17 protein-coding genes and 1 pseudogene are annotated in these 22,163 nt (G+C 70.1%); 13 read left to right on the top strand and 5 right to left on the bottom strand.

Features of this window, described 5'->3' with window-relative positions; translation table 11 throughout:
* Positions 1 to 42 precede the first annotated feature (42 nt).
* A complete protein-coding gene (locus B1H19_RS33465) occupies positions 43 to 1,311 on the bottom strand; it encodes an MFS transporter (protein WP_083108637.1) in 1,269 nt (422 codons plus the stop codon).
* Between the two features lie 121 nt (positions 1,312 to 1,432).
* Here B1H19_RS33465 and B1H19_RS33460 point away from each other — a divergent pair, with 121 nt between their 5' ends.
* From B1H19_RS33460 to B1H19_RS40120, 8 genes are all read left to right on the top strand, one after another.
* Complete coding sequence (locus B1H19_RS33460) at positions 1,433 to 1,885, top strand: winged helix-turn-helix transcriptional regulator (RefSeq protein WP_083108636.1); 453 nt, start codon at positions 1,433 to 1,435, stop codon at positions 1,883 to 1,885.
* 224 nt (positions 1,886 to 2,109) lie between these two features.
* Complete coding sequence (locus B1H19_RS33455) at positions 2,110 to 2,928, top strand: phytanoyl-CoA dioxygenase family protein (RefSeq protein ID WP_083108635.1); 819 nt, start codon at positions 2,110 to 2,112, stop codon at positions 2,926 to 2,928.
* 5 nt (positions 2,929 to 2,933) lie between these two features.
* Positions 2,934 to 4,628: a thiamine pyrophosphate-binding protein gene (locus B1H19_RS33450; protein ID WP_159028205.1), complete on the top strand. Its 1,695-nt coding sequence runs from the start codon at positions 2,934 to 2,936 to the stop codon at positions 4,626 to 4,628.
* Positions 4,629 to 4,635: 7 nt separating this feature from the next.
* On the top strand, positions 4,636 to 5,859 hold the full coding sequence (locus B1H19_RS33445; RefSeq protein ID WP_159028204.1) for an MFS transporter: 1,224 nt from the start codon (positions 4,636 to 4,638) through the stop codon (positions 5,857 to 5,859).
* A 77-nt stretch (positions 5,860 to 5,936) separates the two neighbouring features.
* Positions 5,937 to 6,950, top strand: a complete 1,014-nt coding sequence (locus B1H19_RS33440) for a methyltransferase domain-containing protein (protein WP_083108632.1) — start codon at positions 5,937 to 5,939, stop codon at positions 6,948 to 6,950.
* A gap of 149 nt (positions 6,951 to 7,099) precedes the next feature.
* A complete protein-coding gene (locus B1H19_RS33435) occupies positions 7,100 to 8,071 on the top strand; it encodes a LysR family transcriptional regulator (protein WP_159028203.1) in 972 nt (323 codons plus the stop codon).
* A gap of 73 nt (positions 8,072 to 8,144) precedes the next feature.
* Positions 8,145 to 8,447 carry a hypothetical protein gene (locus B1H19_RS33430; RefSeq protein ID WP_083108630.1) on the top strand — a complete coding sequence of 101 codons (303 nt, stop codon included), beginning with the start codon at positions 8,145 to 8,147 and terminating at the stop codon, positions 8,445 to 8,447.
* Positions 8,448 to 8,761: 314 nt separating this feature from the next.
* Complete coding sequence (locus tag B1H19_RS40120; RefSeq protein ID WP_237289653.1) at positions 8,762 to 9,490, top strand: hypothetical protein; 729 nt, start codon at positions 8,762 to 8,764, stop codon at positions 9,488 to 9,490.
* 106 nt (positions 9,491 to 9,596) lie between these two features.
* On the opposite strand, the gene B1H19_RS33420 is transcribed toward B1H19_RS40120, so the two are convergent.
* Both B1H19_RS33420 and B1H19_RS33415 read right to left on the bottom strand, forming a co-directional pair.
* Positions 9,597 to 11,228, bottom strand: coding sequence for a multicopper oxidase family protein (locus tag B1H19_RS33420; protein WP_083108629.1), 1,632 nt, complete (start codon positions 11,226 to 11,228; stop codon positions 9,597 to 9,599).
* Positions 11,229 to 11,311: 83 nt separating this feature from the next.
* Entirely contained in the window at positions 11,312 to 11,746 is a 435-nt protein-coding gene (locus tag B1H19_RS33415) for a DUF6153 family protein (protein WP_237289652.1), read from the bottom strand.
* A gap of 261 nt (positions 11,747 to 12,007) precedes the next feature.
* On the opposite strand from B1H19_RS33415, the gene B1H19_RS33410 reads away from it, so the two are divergent.
* The gene (locus tag B1H19_RS33410) at positions 12,008 to 12,493 is read left to right on the top strand and encodes a DUF1877 family protein (RefSeq protein ID WP_083108628.1); all 486 of its coding nucleotides are present in this window, start codon (positions 12,008 to 12,010) and stop codon (positions 12,491 to 12,493) included.
* A 508-nt stretch (positions 12,494 to 13,001) separates the two neighbouring features.
* Here B1H19_RS33410 and B1H19_RS40925 read toward each other — a convergent pair.
* Together B1H19_RS40925 and B1H19_RS33400 are read right to left on the bottom strand one after the other, a co-directional pair.
* Positions 13,002 to 13,440 (bottom strand): annotated as a pseudogene (locus tag B1H19_RS40925) (protein kinase domain-containing protein); the annotation flags it as partial.
* Between the two features lie 54 nt (positions 13,441 to 13,494).
* On the bottom strand, positions 13,495 to 14,322 hold the full coding sequence (locus B1H19_RS33400; protein WP_083108627.1) for a protein kinase family protein: 828 nt from the start codon (positions 14,320 to 14,322) through the stop codon (positions 13,495 to 13,497).
* A gap of 295 nt (positions 14,323 to 14,617) precedes the next feature.
* On the opposite strand from B1H19_RS33400, the gene B1H19_RS33395 reads away from it, so the two are divergent.
* From B1H19_RS33395 to B1H19_RS33380, 4 genes are all read left to right on the top strand, one after another.
* Positions 14,618 to 15,487: a S1 family peptidase gene (locus B1H19_RS33395; protein ID WP_083108626.1), complete on the top strand. Its 870-nt coding sequence runs from the start codon at positions 14,618 to 14,620 to the stop codon at positions 15,485 to 15,487.
* A gap of 56 nt (positions 15,488 to 15,543) precedes the next feature.
* Positions 15,544 to 16,308, top strand: a complete 765-nt coding sequence (locus B1H19_RS33390) for a S1 family peptidase (RefSeq protein ID WP_159028202.1) — start codon at positions 15,544 to 15,546, stop codon at positions 16,306 to 16,308.
* A 483-nt stretch (positions 16,309 to 16,791) separates the two neighbouring features.
* Entirely contained in the window at positions 16,792 to 20,745 is a 3,954-nt protein-coding gene (pls, locus tag B1H19_RS33385; protein WP_083108624.1) for an epsilon-poly-L-lysine synthase Pls, read from the top strand.
* Positions 20,742 to 22,145 (top strand): M1 family metallopeptidase, encoded by a 1,404-nt coding sequence (locus tag B1H19_RS33380; RefSeq protein ID WP_083108623.1) that lies wholly within the window; start codon positions 20,742 to 20,744, stop codon positions 22,143 to 22,145. The genes pls and B1H19_RS33380 overlap by 4 nt, the downstream gene beginning before the upstream one ends.
* The last annotated feature ends 18 nt before the right edge of the window (positions 22,146 to 22,163 follow it).

Genomic DNA, 22,163 nt, shown 5'->3' with positions numbered 1-22,163 from the left:
AGTACCCACAAAAAGGTGGGTACTGCGGCGCGCCCGTCCCGCTCAACCGTCGCCGCGAGAGGCCGTCTTGGCGGCGGGACCCGGAGGGCGGTGTCGGGTGAACGCCCACAGCACGAGCCCGAGGCAGCTGAACGCGGCGCCCAGCACGCATACGGCTCCCCAGCCCGCCATCGCGTAGAGGGAGGTCGCGGCGAGGGCGCCGGTGGCGCTGCCGATCGCGTAGAAGACCATGTATCCGCCGATCAGCCGGCTGCCCGCCTCCGGGTGCAGCGCATAGATCAGGGTCTGGTTGGTGACATGGACGGCCTGGACGGCAAGGTCGAGAAGGATCACGCCGATGAACAGGGCCCAGAGCGAGCTGCGGGTGAAGGCCAAGGGCAGCCAGGAGGCGGCGAGCAGGGCCAGGGCGATGCCCGTCGTCCGCCGGGAGAGTCCGCGGTCGTTCAGGCGGCCCGCCACAGTCGCGGCCAGCGCACCGGCGACGCCGATCAGCCCGAGCGCCCCGATGGCGCTGTGGGACAGGAAGTACGGGGCCTCGCTGAGCGGCAGGGCGATGCTGCTCCACAGGGTGCTGAAGGAAGCGAAGATCAGCAGCCCGAACAGGGCCCGCTGCCACAGCAGTTGCTCCCGTGCGAACAGGGTGATCGTGGAGCGCAGGAGCTGTCCGTAGCGCAGGGTTGCCGGTGGCGCGTCGGCGTGGCGCGGCAGCACTCGGTACAGGACCAGGGCGAGCAGGGCAGTGAGCGACGCCGAGGCCAGGTAGACGGAGCGCCAGCCCGCGAGATCGGCGATGAGGCCGGATGCGGTGCGGGCGAGCAGGATGCCGATGACCACGCCGCTGGTGACCAGGCCGACGACCCGTCCGCGCCCGGCGGGCGGGGCCAGTGACGCCGCGAAGGCCACCAGCGTCTGCGTGACGACCGCGAGAAGTCCCGTCGCGGCCATGCCCGCGAGCAGGGTCGCCGCCGTGCGGGCGGCGGCCACCACAGTCAACGCCACGACCAGGAACAGCAGTTGGGCCACGATGAGCCGTCTGCGGTCGGCCACGTCGCCCAGCGGCACGAGGAAGAAGAGCCCCAGCCCGTATCCGACCTGCGTGAGGGTGACCACGCTGCCGACAAGTGCCGGGCTCATGGCGAGGTCGTGGCCCATGGTCACCAGGAGCGGCTGGGAGAAGTAGACGTTGGCCACCGCGGCCCCGCAGGCGACGGCGAACAGGACGACGACGCGACGGGACAGGGCGAACTCGGGACCAACCTCCCCGCTTCGGGCCTCGGTTCGTCGCGTCACGGCCTCACCGTTGCCGGGCATCGGCACTCCCCCACATCCTGGTTTCATCTTGCTACCAACTGACAACGGCGACGGTAGCATTTGGTAGCATGTTGCAACCACAGTGAGAGTCGTGAGAGAGATCGCGAGAGCGAGGGACGCCATGGTGACCAGGACGCGCTTCGACGACAGCGAATGCCCCGTCGCCCGGTCGGTGGACGCGATCGGCGACTGGTGGTCCCTGCTGATCGTGCGGGACGCCTTCGACGGAAGCCGGCGCTTCGGGGAGTTCCAGCGCAGCCTCGGCGTGGCGAAGAACATCCTCACCGCGCGCCTGCGCACCCTGGTCGCCGGCGGTGTCCTCGCATCCGTCCCCGCCTCGGACGGCAGCGCCTACCGCGAGTACGTACTGACCCCGAAGGGCGAGGCGCTCTTCCCCGTCATCGTGGCGCTGCGGCAGTGGGGCGAACAGCACTTCTTCGCACCCGGCGAACCGCATTCGGAGTTGGTCGACCGCCGAGGGGGCCATCGCCTCCGCGCACTGGAAGTGCGCTCCGCGGACGGGCGACTGTTGAACCCCGACGACACCGCCGTCCACAAGGTCTCCACCCAGTGATCCGAGGTCGGTCCACACCCGCTGACCTGCGGACTTAGGCATCCTCTATCTCCGCTAGAGGATGCCTATTTGATCAAGCACGCTGCACCCTGCCACCCTTGAGCCCGCATGATCACGCCCAGCAGAGTGTGGAAATCACCGGCCACACAGAAGTCTGGCTACTCGTGCTACGCGCTACGTGTCCTTTGAATCCGTTCGATCGTGACTCTCCAGGAGGACGGCACATGGTATTCGAGGCCCAACATTTCGATGAACTGGCCGAGCGGGGTTACTGCATCATCGAGAACTATCTCGACCCGGAAACGGTGCAAAGCCTGCGGAAGGCGTCGCAGGACATCCTCGTTCCGGAGGTGGGCGACACCATGCCGCCCAGCCTGTTCCTGGGGAATCCGCAACTGCGGGACGCACTCTTCTCGGACACGCTGCGCGAGACGGTCGCCGACCTGAATGACCGGATCGGCCGCGTGCTGCTCTATCCGAACTTCACCGTCCGCAAGGGCCTGGTCGTCGGATGGCACTTCGACGACCATATGCTGCCGCAGCCCGTCGACGCCCCCGGTCACTTCCCGTCGTTCCTGATGTTCAACGTCTATCTCCAGGACAACGATCCCCTGCACGGCGGTGGTGTCGACATCGTGCCGGCGAGCCACCTGCACACCCGGGAAGAGCGCGGGCAGATGGCCAAGGAGCACGCCCACGCCCCCGAGGACACCGTGATGGGCAAGGCGGGCGACCTGGTGGTCTTCGACTACCGCGTGGTGCACCGCGGCACGCATCCCCAGGTACCCCACGACGTCGACCGGCTGGCCCTGCAATGGACCTTCTCCGTCAACGACGACGTCACCCAGGACTATCTGAAATATCAGCGCGACCGGCTCACCAAGAAGCTGCATCCGTCGGACTACACCAAGCACCAGGCGAAGAACTTCTTCGCGGACCTCCCCAACATCACCCGCGAACTGATCGAGAATTCCTGCGGGCGGAGCATCTTCACCGACCGCTTCCAGTACCGCGCATTATCCGATATTGCGGAACAGGGATAACGTCGATGCCGAATGTTTCACGCGTGATCCTGGACTCGCTGTGGGCCGAGGGTGCGTCAGCCTTCTTCATGGTCCCGGGGAAGCAGATCAACGCGTATATGTCGAACTACCGCGACGGGGAGCACGCCGACCACCCCCGGATATCCCCGGTGATTTCCGCGGCCGAAGGCGGCGCCGCGATGATGGCCGACGGGTACGCCAGGGCTTCGGAGCGGTTCGGCGTCGTGATCGCGCTGGACGGTCCGGGCGTCGCGAACACCGTCGGCGGCATCTCCACCGCATGCGCGGACCGCTCGCCGGTCGTGCTGCTGTCGGGACACGTTCCCACCGGATTCGACGCCCACGACGCACTGCAGGACGTCACACCGACCGGCCTGGACACCGCCTCTGTGCTGCGCCCCCTGACGAGCACGTCCTTACAGGTGCGCAGCGCGGCCCATCCGATCCGCTACTTCGACATCACGCTGCGGAAGCTCGTCGAGCAGCCGACCCGGCCCGTCTATCTGTCGTACGCGGCCGACGTCCTGTTCTCGGAGACGTCGGATGCTCCGGTACGGATGACGACGCTCTCGGCATCTCGTCTGACGTGCGATCCGGTGGATCTGGGACGGGTGATCGACACGGTCAACGCGTCGTCCAGCGTCGCCGTCCTGGTGGGCGCGCAGGCCAACAAGAAGGCCGTCCGCAGGGTGCTCACCCGGTTGTCCGAGGACCACGACATCCTCGTCGGCTCCACGTTGGACGCCAAGGGCGCCTTCACCGAGAGTCATCCGAACAGCGTCGGTGTCTTCGGATACTCCGGAAACGAGCGTGCCCATGAACTCTTCCTGCGGAACGGCCCCGAAACGGTACTCCTGATCGGATGCCGGCCCTCGCAGTGGAACACCAATGGCTGGGCCGGTGTGTCCGGTGCCGAGAACGTCATCGAGGTGACATCCGAAGTCAAGGACATCGGGCGCTTCTCGCCCGGCTCGCAGACGCTGCTCTGCGATGAACTGACGTTCCTGGAGCACTGGGAAGCCTCGATGACCGAAGGGGGCTTCCCCGGGAATGCGGCTCTGAGGGAACGCGTCGGGCAGGTTCGCCTGCATGACGACATTCCGGACGGCGGCGATGCCCTGAACCCGGCGCACGCGGTGAAATGCCTGAACTCCTGGCTCAAGGACAGGATTTGCGTCGCCGACTCGGGCAACCACCGGTCGTTCGCCACGCATTACTGGACGACGGACATCGACGCCGGTTTCTACTCCACCACCAACATGGGGATGATGGGCTGGGCCTTCGGCGCCGCCGTCGGCATCTCCTTCGCCCGCGACGAACCGTGTCTGGTCATCACCGGGGACGGGTGCACGCTGATGCAGGGCATGGAGATCCAGACTGCCGTGCGGTACCGCCGCAACATCATCTTCGCGATCTTCGACAACTCCTCCTATGGCGCGACGCATATGAACAACATCAAGAACATCCCGGAACTGAGCGCCCTGCCCGGCCACGACTGGGTGAAGTTCGCCGAGTCGATGGGAGCGACCGGCTTCCGGGTGACCTCGATCAGTGAACTGGACACCGTGGCACAGAAGATCAAGGACAGCGACGGGGTCCATGTCCTGCACCTCGTCGTCGATCGCGACGCCCCTACTCCGGCCGGCTCCTACCGGACCAATCTCAGGGCCTTCGAGGCGTCCAGGACCGGGGCAAGGTAACAAGGAAATGTCTGTCACCCGATTCACCCGACGCGAGGCGCGGGTTCTGTTCTTCGCCTTCTTCAGCGTCGTCCTCGGCCTGATGGCAGTGGACTTCTTCAACCCCTCCCTGCCGGCCATCCAGGAAGATCTGTCGGTCAGCCAGAGTGCGATGAAGAACCTGATCGTGTTCTACATGATCGTGCTCGGCCTGGCGCAGTTCTTCTACGGCAGTCTGTCCGACACCCGGGGCCGCAAGATCGCCCTGTTGATCGGACTCGCCGTCGCGGCCGTCGGCCTGTTCGTGGGCTATACCGCCCACAACGTCGCGGTGTTGAACATCTCCCGTGCGCTGACCGCGCTGGGCACCGCGTCGTGCACAGTGATCTCCCGGGCGCTGATCGTCGACACCCTCGACGAGCCCGTCAAGCTGCGCAAGGCGTTCTCCTACTTCTCGATGGCCTGTCAGCTGTCGCCCTCGCTGGCCCCGCTGCTGGGCAGTTTCATCGGTGCCCACTTCGGCTGGCGCGTGCAGTTCCTGCTGTTCTCCGTTGCGGTCGTCCTCGGCCTGATCATGGTCTTCTTCCTGATGCCGGAGACACACCCCGAGTCGGAACGCGAACACGGCGGAACGGGCAAGGTCCTGGCGTACACGACCGTGCTGAAGGACATCAACTTCACTTCCTACAGCATCGCCTCCGCACTGATCTTCTCCTTCACCATCGCGTTCTACGCGACGGCGCCGTTCGCTTTCCACGCGCTGCATGTCAGTCCGATCGGCAACAGCCTCTTCTACATCCTCTATTCGATGTCCATCGTGTGCGGATCGTTCTTCAACAGCTGGGTCCGCTGGGGGCCACGGGACACCTACGTCCGAGGTCTGGCCGCCTACCTGCTCGTCTTCATCGTCGCGGCCTTCGCCGACCTGGACGGCAGTCTGCTGCGGATCGGCGTCTTCTCGGTCGCCCTGGGCTTCACGTGCGGAGTGATGGCCCCGCTGACCCTGACGCTCAGCATGACCAAAGTGGAGACCGCTCGCGGCGCCGCAAGCGCGTTGCAGGGGGCCATCAAGATGTTCTTCACCGGCGTGCTGATGGTGGTGTTCGACAGCGTCGACATCGGCGGTTTCACGCCCATCGTCCTGGTCTTCCTCGGCTTCGGCGCGGCGCTGCTCGCGCTGTTCGCCCTCACCGCGGCCGCGAACCGGAAAGCAAGCGAAAGGGTCGGCATTCCGGAGAAGCAAACCAGCTGACCCCGGCGTGGTTTCACAGCGACGTCCTACCGCACCATCCCCAAATCGATCCTTCATGTGTGCATGTCTAAGGAGATATGGTGTCGATTGGTATCGAAGGTATATCCGTAGCCGGCAGTGATCTCCATGCCCAACTCGACCAACTGCGCGTCCACTCCCCGGAGATGTACCGGCGCATCGACCAACCCCGCCTCGATTCCTGGCAGAAAGAGCAGGAAGCCGATGAGGCCGTTCGTGACGACTTCGGTTCCGATATCGCCGGCGGCAGGGGATCCAGCTACGTCCGCGCCCAGCAGCTGAACGTCGACGCCAGAGCCGCGGGGATCCGCCAGCTCATCGAGCTGATGACGCAACGGAGCGAGGGAACCCAGGCGATCGTCGACCTCCTCGGAGGCGACGGACTGGTGCGGCGGGTCTGTTCCCGCATCGGCCTGTCCGACGTCGAGATCATGACCTGCGACGCGTCACCCCATATGGTGCACACGGCATGGGCGACGGGTGTCCCGGCACTGCTCCAGCGAGCCGAACGGCAACTCTTCCGGTCCGGTTCGGTGGACGGAGTTCTCCTCGCCTACGGCACCCACCACATCCCGCCCGCGTTACGCCGATCGGTGGCCGAGGAGTCCTATCGGGTCCTGCGGCCGGGCGGCGCCTTCCTGCTCCACGACTTCCTTTCCGGATCCCCCATGGACACCTGGTTCTCGAAGGTGGTCGACCGCTACTCCCACACCGGCCACCAATATGCCCACTTCTCGGAAGACGAGATCGGTCAGTACCTGGCAGAGGTGGGGTTCGACTTCAAAATAATGGAGATCGACGACTCGTACACCGCGACGGGCGTGACCGCGGACGAGGCCGAGCAGAACCTCGGCGAATATCTGGTGGACATGTACGGCCTGCGCAAGGTGGTGGAGTCGCTCGGTCCGCAGCAAGCACATCGATGGGCGATCGAAGAGGCCAAGTCGATATTCCGCTACCCCGAGCAGCCCGGGATGAGGTCCTCTTCCACGGTCCAACGCATCGATGACACCGGGCTTTGGAGGTGCACCGTTCCGCGACGCGCGGTCATCGGACTCGGCTGGAAACCCTGACCACGAGGCTGTTGTCCCGCGACAGTCCGCGCCCTGGTCCCCGACGAAAGCCGGGGCCCAGGGCGCGGAATCCGCTCGGCCCAGGATGAGCGATGATGGCTTTTCAGGCACCCGCCACTCGGACAAGCGATCACACACAGAGGCTGACCATGAATCATTCCGGTCTGCTGCGGCGCGTGGAATACTTTCTCGCCGTCGCCGAAGAATTACACCTGGGACGCGCCGCCGAACGTTGTCACGTCACCCAGCCCACCCTCTCCCAGCAGATCAAGGTGCTGGAGAAGGAACTGGAGACACGGCTGCTGGAACGCAGCAAAACAGGCATCTCCCTGACCGCCGCGGGCGAGATCCTCCGCCACGAGGCGCCGCACCTGCTGGGCCACATCCACTCGATGAGAACGAAGCTCAAGGCCGCCTCCTCGGAGGGCCACCGCCTGGTGCGGGTGGCCTTCAGCCGTGCGGGCCACGCCCTGGGGCAACGCGCCATGGTCGCCGAGTTCCGCCGGGATCATCCGGCCGTGAACGTCACGATCGCCTCCGGCTGGTCCGACGGCAACGTCCGCCTCGTACGCGCCAGAGAGGTCGACTTCGCCTTCGTCCGACCGCCGATCGCCGCAGACGACCTCCAACTGCACGTGGTGGGATCCAGTGAGATCGTGATGCTGGCTCCCACCCAGCTCACCCGGTCGACCGGCCCCGCGCCCGCCGAACTCCCCCTCATCATGTGGCCCCGCGACCAGGCCCCCGGCTACTACGACCACCTCCTGCGCATCATCGGTCGTGAAGGAGTCGGCCATGTCGTCCGGGAGGAGCCCGACTACGCCAACATCGCCTCGGCGGTGGCCGCCGGCGACGGTATCTCCTTCATGGACCGGGGCATCGCCGAATGGCTCACCCACGGCGAGGACACCCAGGTCCTCCGCCTGCGCGCCAGCGCCGCTCACGCCCCCCTCGGGGTGATCAGCCGCCGAGACCAGGACGAAAACCTGGCGAACCGCTTCGTCCTGGCCTGTCGTCGGGCCACCGCCACCGAGCTCTCCCCCACCCCCGGCGGGTTTCCCGTCGGGTCCGTACGACCGACCTTCGGTGTACCCGGCGATCGGGAATCAGACGTCAGGTGACGGGCGTCAGGTGACGGACGCATTCCGGAAGTCCGCCGGTCACGTTCCGCGGAGCAAGAAGGAGAGGAAGCCTGTGAGAGCGCAGCATCCGACCACGCCGAACGGCCGCGACACGGAGGTCACGGAGGTACTGCCGCGAGCGTCGGGCGTGGTCGACGGGGTGATCGGCGCGGTGAGCAATCAGGACGGCAGTGTCTCCCTGCACATCAGGATCAGCATGCCCGGACGCGTCGACAGCGACCTGATCGAGGTGATCCTCCCCCACGAGCACACGGAGGCGCTCGCGGAGGCCATCGCCACGCCCCCATCGGCCGCCCGCGCCCCTCGCTCCCCGGCGATCCCGTGCACCGTGGGTGTGGGTCCGCCGCATCCGTAGGCTCCGGGCCGGCCGAGCGCACCTCCTGCCGTTCTCGGCCGGCACTCATGGCAGCCCACACCATCCTGCGGCAGCCGCTGCGCCTTCCTGCGTGATACGTGTCATAGAAAATTCCCAGAAAGCGGAGGCAACTGCCCCGTTTCGCCGAGATCTGCCCCCTTGTTTCTGCCCCGCCGGCTCCTGCCGGTAGCAGCAGATCCCTAGGCGCGGCGGCGGCGCAGCCTTACGATCAGCGCCTGCCGCAGCGCGCACCCCCATACCGCGACGGCCTCTCTTCCTTTCCTGATCTCGTTCTTGACCCAGAAGAAGGCTTCATGAAGCTTCGTCGTGCCTCGGTGGCGGTCGCCGCTGCCGCTGTGCTGCCGTTCGCGCTCGCCGCGTGTTCCCCCGGTGACGCCGGCAAGAAATCGACGGCCGCGTCCGCACCGTCGGCTCGTCCCGCAGCGGGCGCCCCGAACGCCGGCCTGCTCAACGGCACCCGGCTCAAGGCCCTGCTTCTTCCGGCCGCGGTACTGCCCAAGGGCTACCACGTCGACCCGCACACCTCGCGTACCACGGGTACGGCCTTCCAGCCCCCCGCGTCGAGCAAGGCCGTGGATCTGGCGGGCGCATGTCCGAAGTTGGAGGCCAGTGCCTGGGTGGAGACCAGCGGGGTCCCCAGCGCCTCCTTCGCCCAAACCGACTTCATGAACGCCTCCCAGGAGGAGTTCAACGAGGAGATCGACAGTTACCGGGGCTCGGACGCGCAAACGGTCATGACGCGCCTGGACAAGGTGCTCACGCACTGCGCGCACTTCAAGGACACCTCCAACGGCACCACCGCGGCCGTGACGATCAAGACCACGGAGGTCCCCAAGGTGGGCGACCAGACGCTCAAGGCCGTGCTCTCCGCCCCCGAGTGGGAGGGTGGCACCACCCTGGTGGCGACGCGGGTCGGCAAGACCGTCATCACCACCTTCTACAACGTCCAGTCCTCTGACATGGGCGCCGCCGGCCTCGGTCTGACGGAGAAGATCGCGACTCAGGTGGCTCGCGCGAAGTAACCGGGCCCCGGATGTGGGCGGTACCGCGGCACCGGGGCACTGCGGCGCCGCAGTACCGCCCCGCCGGCGGGCACCTGGTGCGTCTCCGGCGGGGCGGGACCGGTGGCTACTTGCGGTAGCCGAGGACCGTCATCATCCCGGACTCGGCGTGGTAGACGTTATGGCAGTGGATCATCCACAGCCCCGGATTGTCGGCGTCGAAGTCGACGTCGAGCGTCCGGCCGGGCAGGACGATCGCGGTGTCCTTGCGCGGTCCGCCGTCGCCGCACGAGAAGGTGTGGCCGTGCAGGTGCATGGGGTGCCACATCTGTGTGCGGTTGACGAAGGACAGCCGCACGCGTTCGCCCGAGCGGACCGGATACCGCCGCGCCGGATCGTACTTCCTGCCGTTGATGGCCCAGTCGTAGGCGGCCATGGAGCCGGTGAGCTTGAGTGTGATCGTGCGGTCGGGCCTGCCGGATTCCAGGCGGACCGAGCCGTCGGCCTTCAACTGCCGGGCTTGCAGCAGCCGTCCGTCCAGCTCCTTGGGGCGTACGGACGGCTGGGGCGCCGCGCCGCCGCCGGTGCGCAGGACCGCCAGCGCCGACCGTTTCTTGCCCTCGGCCAGCGCGGTGAGCGGGAAGGCGCCGTCCTTGACGGTGACCAGGACGTCGTAGCGTTCGCCCATGCCCAGCAGCAGCGCGTCCGTCTCCGCGTGCTCGACGGGGAAGCCGTCGGTGTGCGTGACGGTCATCGCGTGCCCGCCCAGGGCCACGCGGAAGGCGGTGTCGCCACCGGCGTTGATGAACCGGATGCGGATACGGTCGCCGGGCTCGGCCCGGAAGACCTGCGGATCGTCGGGCGTGCGGCCGTTGACGAGGTAGTACGGGTAGGCCACGTCGCCCGCGTCGCCGCCGAGCAGCTTGCTGGTGGCGCCCATCAGCATCCGGGACGGGCCGGAGGGCTTGGCCGACGGGGCTTCCCCGGCGGTCGTCTTGGCGGTCGTCGTGGTGGTGGTCATCGACATGGTGGACATGCCGTGTCCGCCCATGTCCATACCGCCGTGGTCCATGCCTCCCATGCCTCCCATGCCGTTGCCGAGCTCGGCGAGCACCGCGTCAGGCGTGCTGCCGTCCACGCCGTCGACCCAGTCGTCCAGGACGACGACCCACTCCTTGTCGTACGTCAGCGGCTCCTTGGGGTCCTCGACGATCAGCGGGGCGTACAGCCCGCGGTCCTGCTGTGCGCCGGAGTGCGGGTGGAACCAGTACGTGCCGGGACGGGTGGCGGCGAAGCGGTACTCGTAGGAGGCCCCGGCCCTGATCGGCGGCTGTGTCAGGCCGGGAGTGCCGTCCATGTCGTTGCGCAGGGCCAGACCGTGCCAGTGGATGGAGGTGGGCTGCGGCAGGTGGTTGGCGAGCGTGAGGGCGAGGGTGTCGCCGGCGGTGACGCGGACCTCCTTGCCCGGCAGGTCGTCGCCGTAGGCCCAGGAGCCGACCGTACGGCCGCCCAGGTCGAGGCGGGCCTGCGTGGCGGTGAGCTTCACCTTGCGGACGGAGCCGCTTGCGGATGCCGCGCGCTTCGTCTCGGCGGCGGCGACCTCCTTGCCGTGGGGCGAAACGTAGCCTTCGGGGCCGGCCGGCGGCTTGTCACCGTGGCCCGCGTGGTCGGTGCCGGAGCCCGAGCAGGCGGCGAGCAGTCCGCCGCCGGCGAAGGCGATTCCGGTGCCGAGCACGGCGCGGCGATTGGGTGTGCGCATGATGGGGTGCACCTCGTATCGGTGTCGATGCGTGAAGGAGTCGGCGCAGTCCGCGGCTCCTGAGGGAGCGGCGGCTGGCGTTCCTATACGCGCCGCACCGACAACTGGGCGAGGAGCGTTCTGCGGCGGGGCGGTGGAATCGGCCGGAGGGCGTGCGGCAGCCGCGCGAGGACGGCGGCCGGTACGTCCGTCGGCCGGTGCACGAAGGCCGCGCCGAGCAGCAGCGCGAGGACCCCGGCGCCGAGCACGGCCAGGCAGACGGACGACGGGTCCATCCCTCCGACGGGCTTCGGGTGATCGGCCCGGTGTGCGTCGGCCGCGGGGTCCGCGATGTGGTGCACGGGCATGAGAGCGGCCGTCGCGGTGGTGCCGACGGACATGGCCGTACCGCCGGACGCACGGGACGCGCAGTGATCGGCGGGGTGTCCGAGGCTGTGCATCGCGACGATGCCGAAGAGCAGCGCGGTGAACAGCAGCAGCCGACCGCACAAGGCGGTAGCTCTCCACTGCCCGGACACCGGCGACCTCCCGTGCGCTGTCGAATGACCTGTTCCGCATCGTACCCGGAGGGGGTATGAGGCCCCCGGGGCGGGCTGGCGGCATGTCCCAGCATGCGCCGTCCGCGCAGGTCAGCGCCGTTGTCAGAGCCGTATGGAAAACTCACCGACGTTGTTCGATCAATGCGTCGATCAATGGGCCGGTCCATGGGGCGATCCATGGGGCGATCCATGGGTCGAGAAGCGGCATACCGAGCGGTACACCGAGGGGGACGGTTTTCCATGGGCGTGAGCATCGGGTTCATCTGCGCGACAACCGAGGAGCTGAACAGGGCGGAGAAGGAGCCGAGTTGGGCCGATGCCTTCCTCGGCGAGCTGTACGGCAGCGACGACTTTCCGATGCCGGACCGTCCTTACGGCGGCCCGGACAAGGCGTTCGCCGGCCTCCAGTTCCTCTTCGACGCGGCGGACGTGTCCCTCGACTTCCTGATGGACGGGTTCTCGATCCTGGAGGACGGCACCCTGTTCGGGTGGTCGGCGGAGCAGATAGAGAGCCTGGCACGACAGCTGCGGGCGACCCCGTGGGAACAGTTGGCGGCCCACTACGACCCGCAACGGATGACGCGGGAGAACGTGTACCCCAACACGTGGCGATTCCGCCCCGAGGATGAACTGGAGTGGCTCAAGGACGCCTACGACGAACTTGTCACCTTCCTCACCGCGGCGGCCGAGCGCGGATACGGGGCGTTCATGAGCTTCAGCTTCTAGGGCCTGACCCATCGGACAGGCCCTAGGGTGCGCGGTCTCAGTACACCGGCAGCGCCAGCAGCGTCGCACGGTTGAGGACGAAAAGACGGTTGCCGTCGGCGGCGATGGAGCGGGCTTCGCCGCCGGCTAGGGCATACGTCTGGCTCTGGTCCCCGCCGGAGCGTGGCAGGCCGGTCACCCCGGTGTCCTCGCTCTCCACCACCCAGACGCTGTTTCCCTGGACGACCGGTGGCCGCCACGGCGGGGCGACACCGGCGACCATCACCGGGTCGGCTGCCTGGCCGCCGTCGGAGTGCAGCGACTTCAGGGCTTCACAGTCCAGCGCATAGACCACCCCGCCGGCGACGGTGGGCGGCCCCCACCCGGCGGTGCCCCGGCTGTTCGGCGGCCGCATCGGGTTGAGGGCCCACAGCTCGCGGCCGCCGGACGCCTCCACCGCCGCCAGGCTGGTGCCGCCGAGATAGACGGTGGTGCCGTCGATGGCGGACCGCAGCGGTCCCGCTTCCGAGGGGCCGCGCGAGGTGAGGACGACGTTGGGGGGCTTCACGTCCCGGTGGACCAGCCCCGTGGCGTGGACGTCCTGGAGTGTGCGGGCCAGGGACCGCGTCAGCTCCCGCACGGCGGCGTCGTCGAGCGGCCCGAAGCCCCTGACGGCGTCGTCCAGCGTCGGGCCGGCCAGGAATTCCGTGGCGATCCACGGCCTGCCGCCCTCCAGTTCGGCGGCCAGTACGCGCGCCACGCCCTCGCTGGTCACCGCCTGCGCGGTCCGCGCCTCCCGGAGGAATCGGTCGGCCAGGTGTCCGTCGTGGGCGAGTTCCGGCAGCAGGACCTTCACCGCGGCGGGGCGTCCGGAGGCGTCCGCTCCGAAGTACACCGCCCGCGCCGAGGCGGGCGAGGATGCGGAACGGCCCGACGGTGTGCGGGTCGTCATGCAGAAGGGGAGAGATCACGGCCTCAGCGCTCTTGCCGGTCGTCGTGCGGAAAAGGGGAGAGCATGGTCTTCAGCGCCCCGGGGAGGGGAGCGCGGCGGCGAGCAGCTCCGCCGACTGACGGGACAACGCCTCGACGACCCGGCCGGGCAGCGACACCGGCTCCCGTGCGGCGGTCAGCGCGCCGTACGCCGCGCCCGGCAGCAACTCGGCCAGCACCCTTGCCGGTTCGGGCCGACCCTGCGGGTCTCGCGAACGGCATGCCGTGACGATCTCCCGCAGGCCGACGGGGATCTCCTGCCGCTCGGGCACGGTCTGCCCGGTCGCCGCGTACGCCAGCACGGCGCCCAGGGCGTAGACGTCACCGGCCCGGTCCGCCGGTCCGCCCGCCGCCGTTTCGGGAGCGAGGCAGCCGGTCTCCAGCGCGGCGGCCGATGCGGACGGGTCCCCCGCCACTGCGGTCGCGCGGGTCGCGCCGAAACAGCCCAGGAGCGGCCCGCAGGCGGTCAGCAGCACGGCCGCCGGGCAGACGCCGCCGTGCACGATGCCCAGGACGTGCGCCGAGGCCAGGGCTTCGGCCAGCGTGCCGCCGAGCGTGCGGACCGACGATTCCGGCAGCGGCCCGCCGTACGCCGCCAGGACGGCGGGCAACGGCAACGCAGGCCGGTAGGGCGCGGAGTACCAGGGAAAGGCCGGCGTCCCCCCGACCTGGGCGACCGGCCAGAACCCGGGCTGAGTCAGCCGGGCCGCCTGCTGCGCCTCGGTCGCCCACCGCGCCGGGTCGCCGCCGGCCGGCGGCAGGCACGCCAGCACGGTGCGCCCGCCGTCAGCGCTGCGCGCCAGATAGCGCCGCTCGGGCACGCCCCGGCTGCCGTCGGCATCCAGACGGGCCAACGTCACAAAGTCCCCGATCCGCGCAGGATCGTCCTGCCGCAGCCTCTCCCCCCGGCTTCTCCCCCGTCAGGCTCGTCAACAGACGGGAGCTTGTATACGGCCGGGGCGCGGGCGGGCAGGGGGATCCGAGCCCGGTCGGCACGGCCTTCACCTTGCGGTGCCGGGCGGCTCGGTGCGGCCCCCGAGCGGGGTGGGGACGGCGTCCGCCGGGGCGTGCGCGCACGTGGCCATTTCGCGGACAACCGTGCGGCGGTGTGCGGCCTCTCCCAGGGCGACATTGTCCGATCACCATGGAGGTGCGATGAACTCGGCGGGAATACGCCAAGGTGCCCTGATAGGGGCAGTGTTGACCGGGGCGGCGCTGGTCGTCTCGACCGCCCCGTCCGCCGCCGCGGTCGTCGGTGGGGACCGCGCCGACATCACGCGGTATCCCTGGACGGTCGCCCTGACGTCGGCCGACGACGTGCAGACGCCGGAATGCGCGGGCACGCTGGTCGCGCCGGACAAGGTGCTGACCGCGTCCCACTGCGTGAAACAGGCCACCATCGACACCGTTCGCGTGGTCGGCGGGCGGGAGGACCTCCGGCAGACCGGCCGGGGCACGGTCCGCAAGGTCGCGAAACTGTGGATCCACCCCAAGGCCGACACCGAGGGCAGCGGCGCCACCTACGCGCACGACCTCGCGGTCCTCACCCTCAACGCCCCCATGAAATACCGGGTCTTGCCGCTCGCCACTCCGGCGCAGCAGAAGCTGTACGAGGAAGGCGCGCCCAACAGGGTCCTGGGCTGGGGCTCCACAACGGGCCGGGCGGACGACGACCGGGTTCCGCCGCTCCAGACCGCGCTGATCCCCAACCGGGGTGACGAGCAGTGCGTCACCGCGTACGGCAGCCGGCGCTACCAGAAGCGCTACACGATGTGCCTGGGCTATCCGGCCGGCGGCGTCAACGCCTGCTACGGGGACAGCGGAGGACCGGTCGTCGTCGACGGCCGGCTCGTCGGCGTCATCAGCGGCGGCGGCAGCTGCACCGACCGCCTCTATCCGGGGGTCGCCGTCAAGACCGCCTCCTACTACGCGCTCCTCGAAAGCCGGATCACCGGACAGCCGGCCACGCAGACGGCCGGACGGACGGCCGGGCCGACAGCCGGGCAGGAAGGGCAGTCCCGATGACCGGACGACACCTGCACGCGGGCCCGCCCGCTCGGACTGCCCGTCTCCTGTGTCTCATGGCGCTCGTCGCCCTCGGTTTCGCCGCGCTGCCGGCCCCGCCCGCCCACGCCATCGTCGGCGGGCAGCAGACGAGTACGGCGCAGGCACCCTGGATCGTCGCCGTCAACCTGTGGCGGCAGACCGATACCTACCCGCGCTCGGGGCAGTTCTGCGGTGGCACCCTGGCGACCCCGACGAAGGTCGTCACCGCCGCTCACTGCGTCGTCGACGAAGCACCCACCGATCTGGGGGCCGTCGCGGGCCGCACCGACCTGCGCGGCCATGCGGGCGTCCTGCGCAAGGTGACCAAGGTCTGGATCCACCCGCGGTTCGGGCGCCACCTCGAGAACGACGTCGCCGTCCTCACGCTCGACAGGCCCATGCCGGCGAAGTACACCCCGCTGCCGCTCGCCACCGCCGCCGACAGCGGTCTGTACCGGCCGGGTACCGGCGCACGGGTCTATGGCTGGGGCGTGCTGGACGACGAGGACCATCCGGCGAACGTCCTGCGAGCGGCGCACCTGCGCGTGCTGCCCGACAGGACCTGCCAACTGCTCAATCCCTGGGGCGACTTCCACCCCTGGATGCACACCTGCGCCAACGACCGGGTCACCGGTGCCCACCACGCCGAAGGTGACAGCGGCGGTCCGCTCGTCGCCGGCGGAAAGCTGATCGGGATCGTCAGCCACCTGTCCCCCGACAACGCGTCCACACCCACACCCGGCGTCTACACCCAGGTTTCGGCCTTCTCCCGCGAGATCGCCGACCAGCTCCGGCAATAGACGCCTCCGCAGACAGCCGACGAACGGGGCGGCCTGACCCACCGCCACACAGGCCGCCCGACTGCCATTACCGGAAGACCGGCGAACGCGCCGCCGGGATCCGATGATGACGACACATTGAAAGGTGAATGAGGCGCGGATGAGAATTCGATGAGTATTTATCAGGTCCCGAATTCCTGGCGGAGGTCCGGCCGGGCGGACGGTGACCGTCCGGCGAAGCTCCGCTGAACTGGGGGCTTTTAGCATGGGCGAGGTCACCCGAAAACAGTTTCCGGAATGGGTCAATTCTTTCCCACGCGGTGGTCAGGTGCCGAAATCGATTTCTCGGCGCCACCTGGCCAGGCCAGTCGACGACTTCTTCACGAATCGTTCGATTTGCGATTTCTTGGTTCCGGGCGAAGAACCCGGTGCCTGTCGAGCGGCATCTGCCGGGGTGAATGTCCGAGGGCTATCGGCCCACCGGCACTGAACAAAGGCATAGTGATGTCGTCGCCCCTTCTCGATTCCACTTCCGAGCCGTCCGGGCCCCCGCCGGCCCCACGGGCCGTGTACCGCACCACCGGCACCCCGGGGCCGCGGACCCTGCTCGATGTGCTCGACGCCACCGCCGACGCATACCCGCAGGCAATCGCCCTGGACACGGGCTCCGCCGTGTTCACCTACCGGGACCTGTGCACCGAGACGGAACGCCGCGCGCGGCAGCTCGGGGACCGCGGGATCGGCCCCGGGGACCGGGTCGGAATCCGCGTGCCCTCCGGGAGCGCGGAGTTGTACCTGTCGATCCTCGCCGTCCTGCGCAGCGGAGCCGCCTACGTACCGGTCGACGCCGACGACCCCGACGAGCGGGCCGCCACCGTCTTCCGGGAGGCCGACGTCTGCGCCGTCCTCGGACCGGACGGCCCGCCGCCCGGTCTGGCGCGGCCCACCGGTACACCCCGTCCGCCGCGCCCCGCGGACGACGCCTGGATCATCTTCACCTCGGGCTCGACCGGCGCGCCCAAGGGCGTGGCGGTCAGTCACCGATCCGCCGCCGCCTTCGTCGACGCCGAGGCCGGGCTCTTCTGCCAGGACCGGCCGCTGGGCCCCGGCGACCGGGTGCTGGCCGGTCTGTCCGTAGCGTTCGACGCCTCCTGCGAGGAGATGTGGCTGGCCTGGCGGCACGGCGCCTGCCTGGTTCCCGCCCCCCGCTCGCTGGTCCGGGCCGGCCACGAGCTCGGCCCGTGGCTGGTCGACCGGGGGATCACCGTGGTCTCCACCGTGCCCACCCTCGCCGCGCTCTGGCCCGACGAGGCGATGCACCGGGTCCGGCTCCTGATCGTGGGAGGTGAGGCCTGCCCGGCCGGGCTCGTCGACCGCCTCGCCGGTCCCGGGCGCGAAATGTGGAACACCTACGGCCCGACCGAAACCACCGTTGTCGCCTGCGCCGCCCGCCTCCTCCCGGGGCAGCCGGTCCGCATCGGCCTGCCCCTGGACGGCTGGCAGCTCGCCGTCGTCGACCCGACCGGGCAGCCGGTGCCGTACGGCGCGGAGGGAGAGCTGCTCATCGGCGGCGTGGGCACCGCCCGCTACCTCGACCCCGCCAAGGACGCCGAGCGCTTCCGGCCCGACGACGTGCTGCGGACCGCCCGTGCCTACCGCACCGGCGACCTGGTGCGCGCCGATCCCGAGGGCCTGATCTTCGTCGGCCGCGCCGACGACCAGATCAAACTCGGCGGACGCCGCATCGAGTTGGGCGAACTCGACGCCGCCCTCGGCGCACTGCCCGGCGTCCGCGGCGCCGCCGCGGCCGTGCAGACCACGCCGGCCGGCACCCAGGTCCTGGTCGGGTACGTAGTGCCCGAGCGGCGCACCGCCGACGGATCCAGCTTCGAGCCGGACAAGGCCCGCGCGCTGCTCAAGGAGCGGCTCCCCGCGCAACTGGTGCCCGTCCTGGCCGAGGTCGACGTGCTGCCCACCCGGACGTCCGGCAAGGTCGATCGCGCGGCCCTGCCCTGGCCGCTGCCGTCCGCCCGCGAAGAGGCGCACCCCGACGGCCCGGCCCCGCAACTGCACGGCACCGCCGCCCGCCTCGCCGGCGTCTGGGAGGAACTCCTCGGCGTACGGCCGGGACCGGACAGCGACTTCGTCTCCCTCGGCGGCACCAGCCTGATCGCCGCCAGGATGGCGTCCCTGCTCCGGACCCGGCACCCGGGCGTCTCGGTCGCCGACCTCTACCGTCACCCGGTGCTGCGCGAGATGGCCGAGCATCTCGACTCGCTCGGCGGCCCGGTGGCCGAGGCCCGCCCGGTGCGCCCGGTGCCGCGCCGTGCCGCGGCCGTCCAACTCCTCGTCCAGAGCGTTCTGTACGGCGTCGCCGGACTGCGCGGACTCGTCGGGCTGGCGTTCGCCGACAATCTGCTGGGGCTGCTGGCCCCGCACGCCTGGGCCCCGTACACCGCCTGGTGGGCGGTGGTCGTCGGCTGGGTGGTGCTCTTCAGCGCCCCCATGCGGTGCACGATCGGCGCGCTGACCGCCCGCACGCTCGCCGGCTCCCTCACCCCCGGCGCCTACCCGCGCGGCGGTGCCGCCCATCTGCGCCTGTGGACCGCCGAGCGCACCGTCGCCGCCTTCGGCGTCCCCTCGCTGCTCGGCACCCCCTGGGCCCGGCTCTACGCCCGCGCCCTGGGCTGCCGCACCGGACGGAACGTGGCGCTGCACACCATGCCGCCGGTCACCGGTCTGGCTGAACTCGGCGACGGTTGCAGCGTCGAACCCGAGGCCGACATCTCCGGCTGGTGGCTGGACGGCGACGTCCTGCACATCGGAGCCGTCCGGATCGGCGCCGGAGCGAGGGTCGCCCACCGCGGCATGCTGATGCCCGGCGCCGTCCTGGGCCGCGGCGCCGAACTCGGGCCGGGCGGCTGCCTGGACGGCGAGATTCCCGACGGCGAGAGCTGGACCGGCTCCCCGGCCCGCCCCTGCGACCGGCACACCCGCGACGCCTGGCCCGCCCCCCGCTGGCAGCGCTCCCGCCGCTGGACCGCCGCCTATGCACTCACCCTCCTGGGCCTGCCGCTGCTCTCCCTGCTCGCCACCGCACCCGCCCTGATCGCCGCGTACGTCCTCGTCCGCGACTGCGCCACACTCACCGACGCGGCGCTGCGGCTGCTGGTCGCCGCCCCGGTCTTCGCCGTCGTCACCACCGGCAGCTCGGTCCTGGTGACCGCCGCGGCGGTACGGCTCCTCGGCCGCGGCATCACCCCCGGGCTGCACCCCGCGAGCGGCGGCGTGGCCTGGCGGGCCTGGCTGGTCACCCGCCTCCTGGACGGCGCCCGCGGCAGCCTCTTCCCGCTCTACGCCAGCCTCGCCACCCCGCGGTGGCTGCGACTGCTCGGGGCCGAGGTCGGTCGGCACGCCGAGATCTCCACCGTGCTGCCGCTGCCGTCCCTGCTGCGCGTCGAGGACGGCGCCTTCCTCGCCGACGACACCCTCGTCGCCCCCTTCGAACTCCGCGGCGGATGGCTGCGGTTGGGGACCGTACGGATCGGGCGTCGGGCGTTCGTCGGCAACTCCGGCATCGTCGCCCCCGGCCATGACGTCCCCGACCACAGCCTGGTCGGCGTGCTCTCCAACGCCCCCGCACAGGGCGAACCCGGCACGTCCTGGCTCGGCCGGCCCGCCATGCCGCTGCCCCGCGTGGCCGCGGAGGCCGATCCCGCGCGCACCTTCGCGCCGCCGCGCCGTCTGGTCGTGGCCCGGGCCGCCGTCGAACTCTGCCGCGTCCTGCCGTTGATGTGCGGGGTGGCGCTGGCCGAGGCCGTCCTGCTGACCGAACAGGACGCCCTCGACGTCGGCGGGCCCGGCCTCGCGGCGCTGGTCGGCGCGCCGCTGCTGCTGGCCGCCGGGCTCACCGCACTGCTCACCACCACCGCGGCGAAATGGCTGCTGGTCGGCCGCTTCACGCCGGGCGAACACCCGCTGTGGTCCGCGTTCGTCTGGCGCAACGAGCTCTACGACACCTTCGTCGAATCCCTCGCCGTCCCGTCGATGGCCGGGGCCTTCACCGGCACCCCGGTGCTCAACTGGTGGCTGCGCAGCCTCGGCGCCAAGATCGGTCGCGGGGTCTGGCTGGAGAGCTACTGGCTACCGGAGACCGACCTGGTCACCGTCGGCGACGGCGTCAGCGTCAACCGCGGCTGTGTCCTCCAGACCCATCTGTTCCACGACCGGATCATGCGCCTGGACACCGTCCGCCTCGCCGAGGGATCCTCGCTCGGGCCGCACGGCATCGTGCTGCCCGGGACCGACATCGGGGCGCGGGCCTCGATCGCGCCGTCCTCCCTGGTCATGCGCGGCGAAAGCGTGCCCGCGCACACCCGGTGGGCCGGCAACCCGATCGCCGGCGAACACCTGACACGTCCCGCCACGACCCGCACGGAAGGCGGTGCAGCCGCGTGACCCGATGCAGCCGGCGCGCTCTCATCAGGGGCGCCGCCCTGCTCCCGCTCGCCGCCACGGCCGCCGACGCCCTCGGCGAGCCCCCCGCCGCCCGCTACTTCCCGCGCCACGGCAGCTACGCCCACAGCACCGTCGCCTACGACCTGCGGCTCGCCTACCACCCGGCCAAGGCCGGCCTCGACGGGCAGGCCCGCATCGAGGCGGTGGCCAACCAGCGCCTGGAGCGGGTCGCACTCGACCTGTCCCGGCTCACCGCGCGCACCGCCCGGATCGACGGGACCCGGGTGCGCACCCGACAGCAGAACGGCAAGCTGTACCTGGACGCCCCGCACCCGCTACCCGCCGGCGCGCACTTCACCATGGAGATCGACTACCGCGGGCGGCCCCGGCCGATCCGCTCCCCGTTCGGCCCGATCGGCTGGGACCTCACCGGCGACCCGTACGACGGCACCATGGTCGCCTCCCAACCCACCGGCGCGCCCTCGTGGTTCCCCTGCAACGACCGCCCGGACGACAAGGCCGCCTACACCTTCCGCATCACCGTCCCGCAAGGCCACGACGCCCTGGCCAACGGCACCCTGGTGGACCGCCACCGCACCGGCCGGGGCACCTGCTGGACGTACCACCACCCCGGTCCCATGGCCCCCTACCTCGCGGCGCTCTATACCGGCCGCTTCCGCCACGACCACGGCACCGCCCCCGTCGGCCCGGACCACCCGCCGATCGCCCTGCACAACGCGTACCCGGCATGGATGGCGAAGGACGCGGCCCACGACCTGGCCCGGCAGCCGGAGATGCTCCGGGCGTTCTGCGGCCACTTCGGGCGCTATCCCTTCGAGGCGTACGGCGCGGTGGTGGTCGACGCCGAACTCGGCGCCCCGGTCGAGAACCAGACCCGGTCGGTCTTCGGCCGCAACCACATCGACGGGCAGCGCGGCACCGAAACCCTGGTGGCCCACGAGATCGCCCACCACTGGTACGGCAACAGCGTCAGCCTGCGCGACTGGCGCGACATCTGGCTCAACGAGGGCTTCGCCACCTACGCCGAGTGGCTGTGGTCCGAGCACATCGGCGAGGACACCGCCGACGAGATCGCCCGCGCCGAATGGCGCTCACTGCGCGACCGCCCCCAGGACCTGCGGATCGCCGACCCCGGCCCGCGCCTGATCTTCGACGACCGGGTCTACGTCCGCGGCGCCTGCACCCTCCACGCCCTGCGCCGGACCCTCGGTGACGGCGGCTTCTTCGCCCTGCTGCGCAGCTGGCACGCCGCCCACCGCCACGCCGCCGCCGACACCGCAACCTTCCTCGCCCACGCCGAACACCACACCGGCCAGGAGACCCGCCCCCTCCTGCACTCCTGGCTCTATGAGAAACGGCTGCCCGACCTGGTCGCCTGAGCATCGGACCCGCCGTCC

It is taken from the genome of Streptomyces gilvosporeus (assembly GCF_002082195.1).
Lineage (GTDB): Bacteria > Actinomycetota > Actinomycetes > Streptomycetales > Streptomycetaceae > Streptomyces > Streptomyces gilvosporeus.
Note: the sequence above shows the minus strand (reverse complement) of the source record. Positions and strands in the feature narration are given on the sequence as shown.